Consider the following 13,608-nt stretch of genomic DNA (forward strand, 5'->3'; position numbering starts at 1 on the left):
TTATCTGCCTGCACTTGAATCTGAGTCTGAACCTTGCGCTTCCAGCATAGCGGTTAACGCCGCAACAATCTGCGTCTGGACCTGATCCAGGTTTTGTGAAGCATCAAGCACCGTATAGCGTTGCGGAGCCTGTTGCGCGCGCGTCAAATACGCCTGACGCACACGTTCAAAAAACTCATGCTGTTCCTGTTCAAAACGGTCGGTCTGTCCGCCGCGCTCGGCCACACGTTGCATGCCGATCTCAATCGGCAAATCAAACACAAAGGTACGATCCGGGTAGACGCCCTGCTGCACCCATTGTTCTATTTCAGCGATGCGCTCAAACCCCATGCCGCGCGCACCGCCCTGGTAGGCATAAGAGGCATCGGTAAAACGATCGGAAATCACCCATCTGCCCGCCTCGACCTCCGGCAGAATTTTCTCGCGCAGATGCTGGGCGCGGGCGGCGAACATCAACAACAGTTCGGTATCGGCATGCATCTCACTGAATTCGGTATTCAACAAAATGTCACGCACCGCTTCGCCAATTGGCGTGCCTCCGGGTTCCCGGGTGGTTACCACCTCGATGCCGCGCGCCTCCAGCCACTGTTTAATAAACGCTAAATTGGTGGATTTTCCGGCGCCTTCGGTGCCTTCAAGGGTAATAAACTGGCCTTTCATTCAGAGTCCGTTTGTCATGTTTATTCGTTCGAAACGTTGCGCCCAGTTCTTAAAGCGAGCAGCAACCTCATAGCCATTATTGTAACTGGTATTTGCGCACCGCACGGTTGTGTTCGCTGAGCGTATTGGAAAAATAGTGTTCGCCATTGCCTTTGGAGACAAAATAGAGCGCTTGGGTCTTCGCTGGATTCAGCACCGCATCCAGGGCTTGCGCACTCGGCAACGCGATCGGCGTCGGCGGCATGCCGTTGATGCGATAGGTATTATAAGGGGTTGTCGTCAGCAGATCACGTTTACGGATATTGCCGTCGTAACCGGAACCGATACCATAAATCACCGTCGGGTCGGTTTGCAAGCGCATACGTTTTTTAAGGCGGTTGGTAAACACCCCGGCAATCAGGGTGCGCTCTGCCGGAACGGCGGTCTCTTTTTCCACTAGCGAGGCCATGATTAAGGCTTCATAAGGCGTTTTGTAAGGCAGTCCGGCTTCTCTTTTTGACCAGGCCTGCTCCATTTTATTTTGCAGCGCTTTGTGCGCTCTCAACAGGATATCCACATCCCGATCACCCGCTTCATACAAATAGGTTTCCGGCAGAAAACGCCCCTCCAGACCGGCATAAGGATAACGCTTGGCATCCAAGGTGGCGACGGGATTCAGATTAAACGCTGCGTACAGCGTCGGCAAATCCTTTTCATCCAAGGTGTGCTGGAGTTTGGGCAGAGTTTGCAACTGCTGCAGCGTCTGCAAAAACGTCTGCCCGGCAATCAAGGTCGCGGGATATTTCACGGTCTCGCCGCGAATCAAGGCTTCGGTGAGCTCGGCGACTGTCCAACTTGGATCAATGCGCATCTCCCCGGTCTTGATCTGGGCGTGCTTGTCATGGTAGCGCAAGTACCAGACAAACCATTTTGGCGAATCCAGCAGGCCTGCCTGATGAAGGGTTTGCGCCACCTTTGCGGCCGTCGCCCCCGGTTTGATCTCCACAATTTGGGCATCGCTTGCCGAAGTCGCAATCGGCAATGACACAAACTGCTGCCACTGCCAGGTTAAAAGCCCTAACGTGGACAACAGCAGCAAAACCAAACCCAGCACGGTGCGTAACAGAATGCGTTTCAGAAATGGCTTCACAGCGCCACCTCTAAGGCATTGTCATTCTGCCAATCTGACCAGGCCTGCTGAATCTGCACCACCGCTTCGACTTCATAAGTGGCAACGTTCACGCCGTTATGGACCAGATGCTGTACCGGCATGATGCCGCGCACCGCATTGCTGAAAAACAGCGCTGGGGCATCTTGCAGATGCTGGAGCGTCAACCGCTGCTCTTGCCAAACCAGTCCTAAGTGCTTGGCTAAAAACTGCAACTGGTAGCGGGTAGTGCCTTCGACACCGCAACGCGTCAGCGGCGGAGTCAACATAGTCTGCCCCTGAATCACAAACACATTCGACTGGGTGCCCGAGATCACTTCCTCATCTGCATTCAGCATGATCCCTTCGCCAAAAAACGGGGGCGCACTGGCGGCCAGTTCGGCTCTGGCGAGCACATTTTCCAAACGGTTCAAGTGTTTCATGCCCGCCAATTGTGGCTGTATGCCGGCTTGCGTCTGACAAATCATTGCATCAATAGGTGGTAAAGGCGCCCTCAACTCATTTTCAGTTCGAAACAGCGGATGCGGCATCAGCTGAATAATGACCCGGCCAACGGCTTCCGCGGGTGGCTGATAGCCAATCCCGCCCGCACCACGGCTGACAATGATTTTAAGCACACAAAACGGCTGCGTTGGCCGCAGCTCGACGGCTTTCTGCAAAACCGGACGCAACAAAGACAAAGCCTGCACTTCGTCCAACGTGGCAAACCCAAGACGCTCAGCACTGCTTTGCAGACGCCGCCAGTGCGCCGACCAGTTAAAGAGGCGATTGCCACTGACCAGCATGGTGGTAAAAAAGCCGTCTCCATACTGCAGCGCCCGGTCGGCAATCTCGATCTGATTCTGCGGCTGACCGTCCACCCAGGTAAATACCGTCTCCACCGCCATCAGCGAAAACGCTCCTGACTGCTTAAGGCATGAATCAGCCCTTTGGCCTTATGCCGAGTCTCGGTCAACTCGTTTTGCGGATCCGAATCGGCGACAATCCCCGCGCCAGCACGGAACTGCACCACCGGGGCATTTTGTTCATCCTGAAAATGAAGCATGGTGCGGATCAGAATATTCAAATCCAAAGAGCCGTCTCGGTTAATGTAACCGAGGGAGCCGGTATAGGCTTCGCGCGGCATCTGCTCGAGTTCGGCGATGATCTCCATGCAACGGACCTTAGGGCAGCCGGTAATGGTGCCGCCCGGAAACAGGGCATGCACAATGTCCAGCGGATCCAAGCCTGGCTGCAACTGACCGCGCACATTGGAAACAATGTGATGCACGTGTTCGTAGCTTTCCACCACCATCAGTTCATTCACCTCTACCGTACCCGGTTGGCAAATGCGTCCCAGATCGTTACGCTCCAAGTCAATCAACATAATGTGCTCAGCACGCTCTTTGGGGTGAGAGATCAGCTCTTCCACCAGAGCGCGATCTTTGGTTTGATCGGCATCGCGCTTACGCGTACCGGCAATCGGGCGAGTTTCCACCCAGGGGGCTTGGTATTTCACCAAACGTTCCGGAGAGGAGCTGATAATCGACCAGGCCTGCTGAAAATCATTTTGGCCAAAGGTGGTGACTTGCTCTTGATCCGCATGCGCCATATCAAAATGCGCCAAAGCCGCAAACGGTGCTGGATTATGCCGCCGTAATGCACGGTACACATCCAGATTGCTGTACTCACTCGCCAAACTCACCTGCCATTGACGCGACAGGTTCACCTGAAACACATCACCCGCCAGAATGTACTCTTTGATCGCTTCGACCCCACTCAGATATTTGGCCTCTTCCTCTTCCTGCGCCTCCAGGATCTGAATCGGCGTGTGCGGAATCGGTTGTGTCGATATCACCTGTAGATCGGCTTCAATCTCCGCGATCTGTTGACGATATTCCGCTTCGGCGACAATAAACACAGCCTGGTTGTGGTGATCACGCACGACCGCCGCCGGCACGCGCGTTAACGTCGCTAACGGAAAACGCGATGGCGGAACCTGAAGCGATGGCTCAACCACTTGGGCGTAATCGTAACTGAAATAGGCGAACCAACCGCCGTGAAAAGGCAAGTCACAGCGGATGTCCGGTTGCGTATGGGCTTCAAACGCCTGCTTGGCGGTCGCTGTAAAAGCGGCCATCGCATCGCGGTCAGCACCTGATCCTAGCTGGAGCGTTTCCTGTGGAAAGGCAAACAGAATGTCATAACGTCCAAGATGGCCCTTGGCGACACTCTCTAATAGAAAAGGATAACGTTGCGGATCGCGTTGATGAAGCAGGCTTAAATCGACCGCATAGGCATCAGAAAGCGAAACAGGCTGTACGATGACAGCCTGTTCAGAGTCGGAAGAAATTCTTCTTTCCATAAAGTCGCTTCTCATAAAGGTGAAAAGCGTGATTATACTTTACCTAATACCAAGCTGGCATTGGTTCCGCCAAATCCAAACGAATTGGAGAGTGCATAATCGATGCTGGCATCACGCGCCTCGTTGGCGACGTAATCCAAGTCACACCCTTCTTCCGGATTTTCCAGGTTAATCGTAGGCGGCAATTTCTGCTCATGCAGAGCCAGCGCGGTAAAGACCGCTTCCATCGCACCGGCCGCTCCTAACGCGTGACCGGTCATCGATTTGGTTGAACTCATGGCTAAATTATAGGCGTGATCACCGAATGTGGATTTCACGGCCATGGTTTCACAGACGTCCCCGGCTGGCGTTGAGGTTCCATGCGCATTGATATAACCGATTTTAGACTTATCCAAGCCGGCATTTTGTAAAGCCGCTTGCATGCAGCGTGCCGCCCCTTCACCGCCTTGTGCCGGTAGCGTCATGTGATAGGCGTCGCCACTCATGCCAAAACCAAGCACTTCTGCATAAATTTTGGCGCCACGCGCTTTAGCGTGTTCATACTCTTCAAGGACAACCGCACCCGCACCGTCACTGAGCACAAAGCCGTCACGATCTTTGTCCCAGGGACGGCTTGCCGCCTGCGGGTTGTCATTACGGGTCGACAGGGCACGAGCGGCCGCAAAACCACCCAGCCCCAGCTCGGTGGTGGCATATTCGGCCCCACCGGCCACCATGACATCTGCATCGCCAAACTGAATCATGCGCGCTGCATCACCGATGCTGTGCGTACCGGTCGCACAAGCGGTTCCGATCGCCATATTCGGTCCTTTTAGGCCGTACATAATCGACAGGTTACCGGAGATCATATTGATGATCGCACTCGGCACAAAAAATGGTGAAATGCGGCGCGGTCCCGACTTTTGGTAAACACTATGCTGGGTTTCAATCGATCCGATACCACCGATTCCGGAACCGATGGAGACACCGATGCGGGTCGCATTTTCTTCGGTGACCTCAAGCCCGGAATCTTGAATTGCTTGCACACCGGCCGCAATACCATAGTGAATAAAAGGATCCATTTTCTTCGCTTCTTTAGGCGCAATATAATCGGACGCCTCAAACCCTTTCAATACGCCACCAAATTTGACCGCGAACGCTTCCGTATCAAACTTGGTAAAGTAGTCGATTCCGCTTTTCCCTGCCAACAAATTGTCCCAGGTTTCCGCAACCGTCAGCCCAACAGGTGTTAACACCCCAAGACCCGTAATCACAACACGACGCTTAGACAAAATGCACCCTCATCCATTTTAGGAAAACCCTCAAACCATTTAAGAACTCGATGGGTTTTCTGAATTTTATACACAAAAAAAGCCGTAACAAGACGGCTTTTTTCCTCAATCAATGCTGAGACAAACTCCGGATTAGTCCAAGTTTGCTTCGATATACGCTTTTGCTTGAGCTAGAGTCGCGATTTTTTCAGCTTCTTCGTCTGGAATTTCGCAATCAAACTCTTCTTCCAAAGCCATAACTAGCTCAACAGTGTCAAGAGAATCCGCACCTAAGTCATCTACAAAAGATGCATCAGGAGTAACCTGATCTTCTTCTACACCTAATTGTTCAACAACAATTTTCTTTACGCGTTCTTCAATACTGCTCATGGAATTCTCCAGTCTTATTTATGTGTTTAAAAAAATAGGTTAAATAATTTTTCGTATTTTCGCTCTATCTGTCAGGATTATCAAGTTTAATTCGCGCCTTTTATTGACATACGTCAGAATTTCAAGACTTTTCAACGCCATTTAAACCCATTGACAGACCTTACTAGACCATGTACATCCCGCCATTGACGTTAAGCGTCTGGCCGGTGATATAAGATCCCCCCTCACCCGCCAGGAAGGTCACCGCCTTCGCAATATCTTCCGGTTCCCCCAAACGGCTCAAAGGAATTTGTGTCGTTAAGGCTTGACGCTGCTCTTCTGGCAATGCACGTGTCATGTCGGTATCGATAAAGCCAGGAGCAATCGTATTCACTGTGATATTACGTGCGCCCACTTCGCGCGCTAATGACTTGCTGAAACCGATAATGCCGGCTTTGGCCGCCGCATAATTGGTTTGTCCCGCATTCCCCATCACACCGACAACGGAAGCGATATTAATAATACGTCCACCTTTGGCTTTCATCATGCCACGTAGACACGCTTTGCTCATACGGTAAACCGAATTCAGGTTGGTCTGAATGATGTCATCCCACTCTTCGTCCTTCATGCGCATCAGCAGGTTATCACGGGTAATACCGGCATTATTCACCAGAATGGTTGGCACACCATATTCCTTGGTGATTTCCGCCAGGACTTCGGCAATCATCTCCGCATTGGTCACGTTCAGACACTTGCCGGCCCCTTTAGCACCCGCTTCAGATAGATAGTCACTAATGTTTTGCGCGCCACTTTCAGAAGTAGCCGTACCAATGACTGTAGCACCTTGTGCTGCCAAATCCAGTGCGATGGCTTTTCCGATTCCACGACTGGCACCGGTAACCAGTGCAACTTGACCTGCTAACATAAATACTTTCCTTATTCGCGATAGATTCGATTAACTTGCGGTTATTCTATAAACTTGAAATGGCTTTTTCCAGTGTCGCATTATCATAAACCGCGAGCGTTGGCATTTTACGATCGATACGTCGATTCAGCCCCATCAACACTTTGCCTGGCCCGAGTTCAAACAACTTCTCAACCCCGCTCTCTTTCATCGTCTGCACGGTTTTCACCCATTGAACCGGTTGATATAACTGCTGAACCAAAGCTTGTTTAATTTCCGCCTCATTGGCTGAAACCGCGACATTGACATTATGCAGCACCGGTGTCTGCGCTTCTGCAAACGTCATTGCAGCCAACTTATCCTGCAATGCATCCGCGGCCGGCTTCATCAACGAACAATGCGACGGCACACTGACCGCCAGCGGCACCACTTTGCTCGCACCGGCTTCGGTAGCCGCTTCCATCGCCGCATCCACCGCCGCTTTTTCACCGGCAATGACCACTTGCCCAGGTGAGTTAAAATTAACCGCTTCGACCACACCATCAACCGCATCGCATACCGCGACCACCTGTTCGTCTTCCAGCCCTAACACAGCCGCCATTGCGCCTTGTCCGGCCGGCACGGCCGACTGCATCAGACGGCCACGCTCGGCAACCAGCTCGATCCCCTGGCTCAGCGTCATCACGCCACTGGCGACCAAGGCGGTATATTCACCTAGTGAGTGCCCTGCCATGTAACGTGGAGACAACTCGGCCTGACTCGCCAAAGTACGGTAAACAGCAATCCCTGCTGCCAGCATCGCCGGTTGAGTCACATCCGTTTGATTGAGTTTGCCGTCCGCATCATTCTGCACGACATCCCAAAGGTCATACCCCAATACATCCGACGCTTCGCTGTAAACCTCTTTGACCACAGCATACGATTCGGCCAATTCGGCCAACATTCCTACCGACTGAGATCCTTGACCCGGAAAAATAAAGGCATATGACATAAAACAATTTCCTAAGTGATTCGATTCTTATTATGAGTTATGAGTTGAGCCATGAATAGGCATTAATACTTGATCAGCGCAGAGCCCCAGGTAAATCCGCCACCAAAGGCTTCCATCAGTACGGTCTGGCCGCGCTGAATGCGTCCATCTCTGACCGCTTCATCCAACGCCAAAGGAATAGAGGCACTCGAGGTGTTAGCGTGCTTATGCACCGTTACCACCGTTTGATCATCACGCAGTTTCAGCTTTTTGGCGGTCGCTTTAATGATACGAAGATTCGCCTGATGCGGCACCAACCAATCCAAATCTTCTTTTTGCATTTGATTGGCCTCCAGTGTTTCACTGGCAATGCGGCTCAAGGTATTCACCGCCACCTTGAATACTTCATTGCCTTTCATCGACATGGTACGCTCGGCCACCTCGTCGGTCACCGGCACTTTTGAAGGGCCTGATGGCACATGCAGCAGCTCTTCGTACTGGCCATCGGCGTGAATATGCGTCGAAAGAATCCCGGGGGTTTCGGAAGCCTGAAGCACGACCGCACCGGCACCATCGCCAAACAGCACACAGGTGTTGCGGTCTTGCCAGTTGGTAATACGCGACAGGGTTTCCGCACCGACCACCAGGGCACAGTTAGACATACCCGTCTTCACGAATTGATCTGCCACACTCAGTGCGTAGACAAAGCCGGAACAGACCGCTTGAACATCAAAGGCCGGGCAGCCTTGAATGCCTAAACGTTGCTGCAAAAGACAGGCGGTACTGGGAAAGATTTTATCAGGGGTTGTCGTCGCGACAATAATCAGATCAACATCTGTCGCTGGAATACCGGCCATCTCAATCGCTTTCAAAGAGGCCTGTTCAGCTAAATCACAGGTGGTTTCACCTTCAGCCGCGATATGGCGCTGCTGAATGCCGGTACGTTCCCGAATCCATTCATCGCTGGTCTCGACCATTTTTTCCAAATCAAAATTGGTTAAGACCTTTTCTGGCAGATAACCGCCGGTTCCTATAATGCGACTATAGATTTTCTGACTCATACGATTTTTCTTTATGCTCAACTCTTTCTAAACAGGCCTGATAACTCCGTTGTTATCCACGCCTTGTTTCAATCTTTGGGAGTTGAGGATTGATGTTGGATTAATTTGGATACTTCTTCTGAGATCAGAGCTGGAACATTTTTAATCACTTCCAGACGGGCTTCCGCAATGGCATGCATAAATGCGAACTGATCCGCTCCGCCGTGACTCTTAATCACAATTTTTCTCAAACCAAGAAGAGAGGCTCCATTATACCTTCTGGGATCCACTTTATCCTTAAAGGATTTCAATACTGGATAGGCCAGCAATCCCACCAACTTTGTTAACAAATTCTTTTTAAAGGCTTCTTTCAGATAAAAAGAGATCATTTTGGCGACCCCTTCACTGGCTTTCAGGGCAATATTACCGTCAAAACCGTCGCAAGAGACCACGTCGGTATTACCTTTATAAATGTCGTCACCCTCAACGTAACCGACATAGTTGATCTGTGTATTCTGCAATATCTGATGAGCGTCTTTAATCCGCTGATGCCCTTTAATTTCCTCTTCACCGATATTGAGCAAGCCGACCGTGGGGTTAGCATTGTCGTCCACCGCTTTAGCCAGCACCGAACCCATGACCGCAAACTGTGCCAAAGTGTCTCCATCTACGCCGACATTCGCGCCCAAATCGAGCACATGGACATGGCCTTTCATAGTGGGCATGGAGGTACAAATGGCTGGACGATCAATATCAGGCAAGGTTTTCAAAACAAACTTGGCAACCGCCATCAGCGCACCGGTATTCCCCGCACTGACGCACGCCTGCGCCTCATCTTCTTTTACCTTATTCAAGGCGATACGCATCGAGGATTGACGTTTGTTTCGCAACGCTTTGGAAGGCAAATCATCCATTTCAACCACTTGTTCGGCGTGGCAAACGGTGACGCGGGACGCGTCGTATTGATGCTTAGACAGCTCCGCTCGGATCAGTTCTTCTTTTCCGACCAGGACAATGTGGATATCTGAAAATTTTGAGAGAGCATCGAGAGAGGCTGGAACGGTGACCGCGATCCCGTGATCACCGCCCATTGCATCGATGGCAATTTTAATACTCAAGACCAATTAGCCTTTATCTTGAACGACTTTCTTGCCTTTGTAGTAACCATCTGCAGTAACGTGGTGACGACGGTGAACTTCACCCGTTGTTTGATCTACAGTCAATGAAGGTGCAGACAACGCATCGTGAGAACGACGCATACCACGTTTTGAAGGGGTTTTACGATTCTGTTGAACAGCCATGTCAATCTCCTAGTTTACAATCTATTTCTTTAACCCTTGCAGCACTGCAAACGGGTTACTCTTTTGAGAACCACTCGTTTCGGAGTCGTTCTCCGCATTCTCATCCTCGGAAGGCTCTTTGGTATTTTCATACTCCATTGAGCTTCCTTCCTTGATTGGAGAAAGAGGCACGCATAACAGCAACTCTTCCTCAACCCACTCCGGCAGAGACACCTTCTCTTCCAGAAGCTCAAATATTTCGACATCCTCGGGAAGCTCATCCACCAGATCCGACGCTTCGACCAACACCCCTTTAACTTCGGCCTTAACCGGCAAATCAAAGGTTTCCAATGAGCGTTGGCACAGCAAATTCAAACTGGTTTCAAGCTTCATAATAAAGGCTGGCAATTTCAGCGCTTTATCATAAAAAAAATCCAACTCAACCAACACGTCACGATCGTGATCAACCAACTGCTCAGCAAGGCGTTTAAAACGTCCCTGGTTGACTCGAGCTTCAATATGTTTATTATGGTTGACAAGGTTAAGTGGATCGACCCATTCGGGTAGCTTCTCAAACATAGCGGCGCATCATACCTGTATACAATGATTAAGTCAAAAAAAACACGTGTTTTTTCGTTTTTTTCTTCAATTGGCGCAATTTCATTAAACAGTCGGGAAAACAACGAGATACTTCATTCTCGCCACGCCCGAATCAGAGAATCGGCCTTTCTGAAAAATCGCTGACCGTATCCAGATCAAAACTCAGAAAATGTCGCCAACCAGAATCGAACAAAATTATACCATTGGCACTATGAAAACCATCAAACAAAAAAAACAACTTCCACCTATTGTTTTAGGTTCGTCCTCTCCGTTTCGAAAACAGCTCCTGGAAAAGCTGCAACTCCCCTTTAGCCAGCACGCGCCGGACATCGACGAAACCCCTCTGAAGAACGAATCACCGCAACAATTGATCGAACGCCTCTCTTTACTGAAAGCGCAAGCGGTGGCCGAAAGCCACCCAGAACACATTGTGATCGCATCCGACCAATGCGCGACCTTTGACAATCGTCCGATCGGCAAACCCCATACCCATGAAAATGCGGTGAAACAACTCACTCAGTTCAGCGGCAAGACGATTATTTTTTACACAGGCCTGGTCGTCATCGATCCGCGTGACGGCGTCCACCACCAAACCCTGGACATCACTCAAGTCAAGTTTCGCCAGTTATCCCCGCAAACCATCGAAAACTATCTGCGCGCCGAACAACCTTATCAATGCGCCGGCAGTTTTAAATCTGAAGGCTTGGGCATCACCCTGTTTGAAGCCATCGAAAGCCAAGACCCCAACGCTCTGATCGGCCTGCCCCTCATTAAATTGACCTCCATTTTTCAAGACATGGGCATCACCCTCCCACTGGCCGACTGAATTTATCGCAAAAAAAACCGGCCAATCCGCCGGTTTTCTCATACGTTCATTTTTGAGCCGGTCTTTACCCCATATGTATGCGCGGCGTTAACCAACTGTGCAACTCCTGCAGTGAGTCAAAATGCGCTAACGGTTCATGTTCATCAAGTTCATGAGATTCATGCACCCCATAGGACATCGCCACCCGATCCATATCGATGTTTTTCGCCATCTGCAGATCAAACGTCGTATCCCCAACCATCAACGCACGCTCAACTGGCACATCCAGTTCCTGCAAAATCTGCTCCAGCATCAGCGGATCGGGTTTGGAGGCAGATTCCACGGGGGTACGTGTCATATCAAAATAAGGCCCCAATCCGCATTCCTGCAGCACCTGGTCCAAGCCGCGGCGACTCTTGCCAGTGGCAATCGCCAACTTCACACCGCAGCTTTTAAGCCCCAACAACAGTGATTCGGCGCCATCAAACGGTGCCATTTCCACCTGACTCTCTTGCAAAAAGCACTGCGAATAGGCATTGGCCATTTCAGCCACCTGTTCGTCACTGGCATCTGGGTAAAGTCCTAGAATAGCCTTATCCAGACTCAAGCCGATAATCTTTTTGGACACTTCATCCGGCAATACCGGCAACCCGCAACGCTCGGCGGCCGTCTGAATCGAAGCCACAATGCGTGCTTCGGAATTCATCAAGGTGCCATCCCAATCAAAAATCACTAACTGATATTTACTCACACTCTCGTCTCAACTCAATAAATCTCATTCAACGCAGCAACCATAAACCGAACAGGCCTGTTCGGGTTGCGGTCATGACGACTCGCCTTTTTCAGGCAGCGCCAACCGTTCGATAATTTTTTCAAAATCCGGCCACAATGGCGCTTCAATGCGCATACGCTCCTCGGTCACCGGATGGATAAAACCTAAAATGTGCGCATGTAACGCCAAGCGCTTTAACCCTAACGGACGGAAGCGCTTATTAAGGTCACGATCACCGTATTTATCATCCCCCACCAATGGACATCCTTGCGACAGAGCATGCACACGAATCTGATGGGTGCGCCCTGTTTCCAGCTTCACCGCCACCAGATCGCAACCCTGCAAATGCTGCTTGACGCTAAAATAACTCACTGATGACTTACCATCTTTCGCCACCACCACATGCCATCCACCCTCCTTAGGGCGATCTTTGCGCAACGGCAAATCGACCTTATGTTTATGCTGCGGCCACCGTCCTTTAATAAGGGCGAGATAGCGTTTTTCAAACTGATGGTCACGTATCTGCTGTTGCAACGCCTTAAGCACCGAGGCTTTTTTAGCCACCAATAGACAACCGGAAGTATCCCGATCGATCCGGTGCACCAATTCCAATCGACGCGCATGCGGTCGCAAAATTCGCAGCACCTCGATCACCCCCCAGTTCACTCCAGTACCACCATGTACCGCGACCCCGGAAGGCTTGTTCACCACCATCAGATCTTTGTCTTCATATAATATACTGTCTTCAATCCGTTTCAGCTGGGCGTGAGGAATCTCACTTTCCATCGCCTCATTTTTTTCAGGCAAGCTCACAGGGGGAATACGCACGACATCCCCGCTCTTCAAGCGGCTTGATGCCTGAACCCTTCCTTTATTAACGCGCACTTCACCTTTACGAATAATTCGATAAACCAAGGTCTTAGGTGCCTTTCTTAAAAAACGCATCAAAAAATTATCCACTCTTTGACCTGCGTCTTCCGAAGTCACTTCAACAAATTGAACCTTAGACGTTTTTGAAGACTGAGACGATTGATTTGACACCATAAAAACCCACTGAAACAAAACAAAGTAAGCAGGCTTGCCCCTAACCGCACTACGCAGATAAAACAATACGCCACTAAAAATCGATTATTCAACCAATAGATAGAGGCCAGACAAAAATCGGCCTGCTTAATAAATTGCGCTCAGTTTACATGTAGAAATTGAATCTGTCATTGCATACCCCCTAAATGAGTGATATATTTGCGAGGCTTAAAATGTGTAAGCAAAGGTTAGAGATGGCGCAACTCAAAACTGCGCAAGGAATTTATAAAACACGGATTTAATACCGAAAAAACAATTTGTTAGCGGTATTAAAGCTTTTTTAACGACCACATCGAAACCCCTTACAGCTAGATAGAGCATATGAAAGACCCGTTTCATTACAACCTAGTAATGTAATGACGGGCCCAAAAGTTAACAGGCGCA

The 13,608-nt window shown here is 50.2% G+C and carries 15 protein-coding genes; 1 reads left to right on the plus strand and 14 read right to left on the minus strand.

Annotated features, from left to right (window positions below):
* The 12 genes from tmk to QCB44_RS06200 all read right to left on the minus strand — a co-directional run bounded on the left by tmk (position 1) and on the right by QCB44_RS06200 (position 10,543).
* Complete coding sequence (gene tmk / locus QCB44_RS06145) at positions 1–660, minus strand: dTMP kinase (RefSeq protein WP_279408649.1); 660 nt, start codon at positions 658–660, stop codon at positions 1–3.
* A 76-nt stretch (positions 661–736) separates the two neighbouring features.
* Entirely contained in the window at positions 737–1,789 is a 1,053-nt protein-coding gene (gene mltG, locus QCB44_RS06150) for an endolytic transglycosylase MltG (RefSeq protein ID WP_279408650.1), read from the minus strand.
* The gene (gene pabC / locus QCB44_RS06155; RefSeq protein WP_279408651.1) at positions 1,786–2,694 is read right to left on the minus strand and encodes an aminodeoxychorismate lyase; all 909 of its coding nucleotides are present in this window, start codon (positions 2,692–2,694) and stop codon (positions 1,786–1,788) included. The genes mltG and pabC overlap by 4 nt, the downstream gene beginning before the upstream one ends.
* On the minus strand, positions 2,694–4,151 hold the full coding sequence (locus QCB44_RS06160) for an aminodeoxychorismate synthase component I (RefSeq protein WP_279408653.1): 1,458 nt from the start codon (positions 4,149–4,151) through the stop codon (positions 2,694–2,696). Before QCB44_RS06160 ends, pabC begins: the two co-directional genes overlap by 1 nt.
* A gap of 32 nt (positions 4,152–4,183) precedes the next feature.
* Entirely contained in the window at positions 4,184–5,422 is a 1,239-nt protein-coding gene (gene fabF, locus QCB44_RS06165; protein ID WP_279408656.1) for a beta-ketoacyl-ACP synthase II, read from the minus strand.
* Between the two features lie 132 nt (positions 5,423–5,554).
* A complete protein-coding gene (acpP, locus tag QCB44_RS06170) occupies positions 5,555–5,791 on the minus strand; it encodes an acyl carrier protein (protein ID WP_279408657.1) in 237 nt (78 codons plus the stop codon).
* Positions 5,792–5,954: 163 nt separating this feature from the next.
* Positions 5,955–6,695: a 3-oxoacyl-ACP reductase FabG gene (gene fabG, locus QCB44_RS06175; protein ID WP_279408659.1), complete on the minus strand. Its 741-nt coding sequence runs from the start codon at positions 6,693–6,695 to the stop codon at positions 5,955–5,957.
* A gap of 46 nt (positions 6,696–6,741) precedes the next feature.
* On the minus strand, positions 6,742–7,665 hold the full coding sequence (gene fabD / locus QCB44_RS06180) for an ACP S-malonyltransferase (protein WP_279408660.1): 924 nt from the start codon (positions 7,663–7,665) through the stop codon (positions 6,742–6,744).
* Positions 7,666–7,727: 62 nt separating this feature from the next.
* Complete coding sequence (locus QCB44_RS06185; protein ID WP_279408662.1) at positions 7,728–8,705, minus strand: ketoacyl-ACP synthase III; 978 nt, start codon at positions 8,703–8,705, stop codon at positions 7,728–7,730.
* A 68-nt stretch (positions 8,706–8,773) separates the two neighbouring features.
* Entirely contained in the window at positions 8,774–9,802 is a 1,029-nt protein-coding gene (gene plsX / locus QCB44_RS06190) for a phosphate acyltransferase PlsX (protein WP_279408664.1), read from the minus strand.
* A gap of 6 nt (positions 9,803–9,808) precedes the next feature.
* Positions 9,809–9,985 (minus strand): 50S ribosomal protein L32, encoded by a 177-nt coding sequence (gene rpmF / locus QCB44_RS06195; RefSeq protein WP_279408665.1) that lies wholly within the window; start codon positions 9,983–9,985, stop codon positions 9,809–9,811.
* Between the two features lie 21 nt (positions 9,986–10,006).
* Positions 10,007–10,543, minus strand: a complete 537-nt coding sequence (locus tag QCB44_RS06200; RefSeq protein ID WP_279408666.1) for a YceD family protein — start codon at positions 10,541–10,543, stop codon at positions 10,007–10,009.
* A 232-nt stretch (positions 10,544–10,775) separates the two neighbouring features.
* Between QCB44_RS06200 and QCB44_RS06205 the strand changes: the two genes are divergently transcribed.
* Entirely contained in the window at positions 10,776–11,390 is a 615-nt protein-coding gene (locus QCB44_RS06205) for a Maf family nucleotide pyrophosphatase (RefSeq protein ID WP_279408667.1), read from the plus strand.
* 64 nt (positions 11,391–11,454) lie between these two features.
* On the opposite strand, the gene QCB44_RS06210 is transcribed toward QCB44_RS06205, so the two are convergent.
* Entirely contained in the window at positions 11,455–12,120 is a 666-nt protein-coding gene (locus QCB44_RS06210) for an HAD-IA family hydrolase (RefSeq protein ID WP_279408669.1), read from the minus strand.
* 72 nt (positions 12,121–12,192) lie between these two features.
* Complete coding sequence (locus QCB44_RS06215) at positions 12,193–13,185, minus strand: RluA family pseudouridine synthase (protein ID WP_279408670.1); 993 nt, start codon at positions 13,183–13,185, stop codon at positions 12,193–12,195.
* Positions 13,186–13,608 lie beyond the last annotated feature (423 nt).

The organism is Thiomicrorhabdus sp. zzn3 (genome assembly GCF_029767755.1).
Taxonomy (GTDB): Bacteria; Pseudomonadota; Gammaproteobacteria; order Thiomicrospirales; family Thiomicrospiraceae; genus Thiomicrorhabdus.

Bases quoted from the DNA above. Each gene is read 5' to 3' on its own strand.
- QCB44_RS06160 (WP_279408653.1), bottom strand. From the start codon at position 4,151: ATGGAAAGAAGAATTTCTTCCGACTCTGAACAGGCTGTCATCGTACAG.
- QCB44_RS06185 (WP_279408662.1), bottom strand. From the start codon at position 8,705: ATGAGTCAGAAAATCTATAGTCGCATTATAGGAACCGGCGGTTATCTG.
- pabC (WP_279408651.1), bottom strand. From the start codon at position 2,694: ATGGCGGTGGAGACGGTATTTACCTGGGTGGACGGTCAGCCGCAGAAT.
- tmk (WP_279408649.1), bottom strand. From the start codon at position 660: ATGAAAGGCCAGTTTATTACCCTTGAAGGCACCGAAGGCGCCGGAAAA.
- QCB44_RS06215 (WP_279408670.1), bottom strand. From the start codon at position 13,185: ATGGTGTCAAATCAATCGTCTCAGTCTTCAAAAACGTCTAAGGTTCAA.
- rpmF (WP_279408665.1), bottom strand. From the start codon at position 9,985: ATGGCTGTTCAACAGAATCGTAAAACCCCTTCAAAACGTGGTATGCGT.
- fabD (WP_279408660.1), bottom strand. From the start codon at position 7,665: ATGTCATATGCCTTTATTTTTCCGGGTCAAGGATCTCAGTCGGTAGGA.
- QCB44_RS06205 (WP_279408667.1), top strand. From the start codon at position 10,776: ATGAAAACCATCAAACAAAAAAAACAACTTCCACCTATTGTTTTAGGT.
- QCB44_RS06200 (WP_279408666.1), bottom strand. From the start codon at position 10,543: ATGTTTGAGAAGCTACCCGAATGGGTCGATCCACTTAACCTTGTCAAC.
- acpP (WP_279408657.1), bottom strand. From the start codon at position 5,791: ATGAGCAGTATTGAAGAACGCGTAAAGAAAATTGTTGTTGAACAATTA.
- fabG (WP_279408659.1), bottom strand. From the start codon at position 6,695: ATGTTAGCAGGTCAAGTTGCACTGGTTACCGGTGCCAGTCGTGGAATC.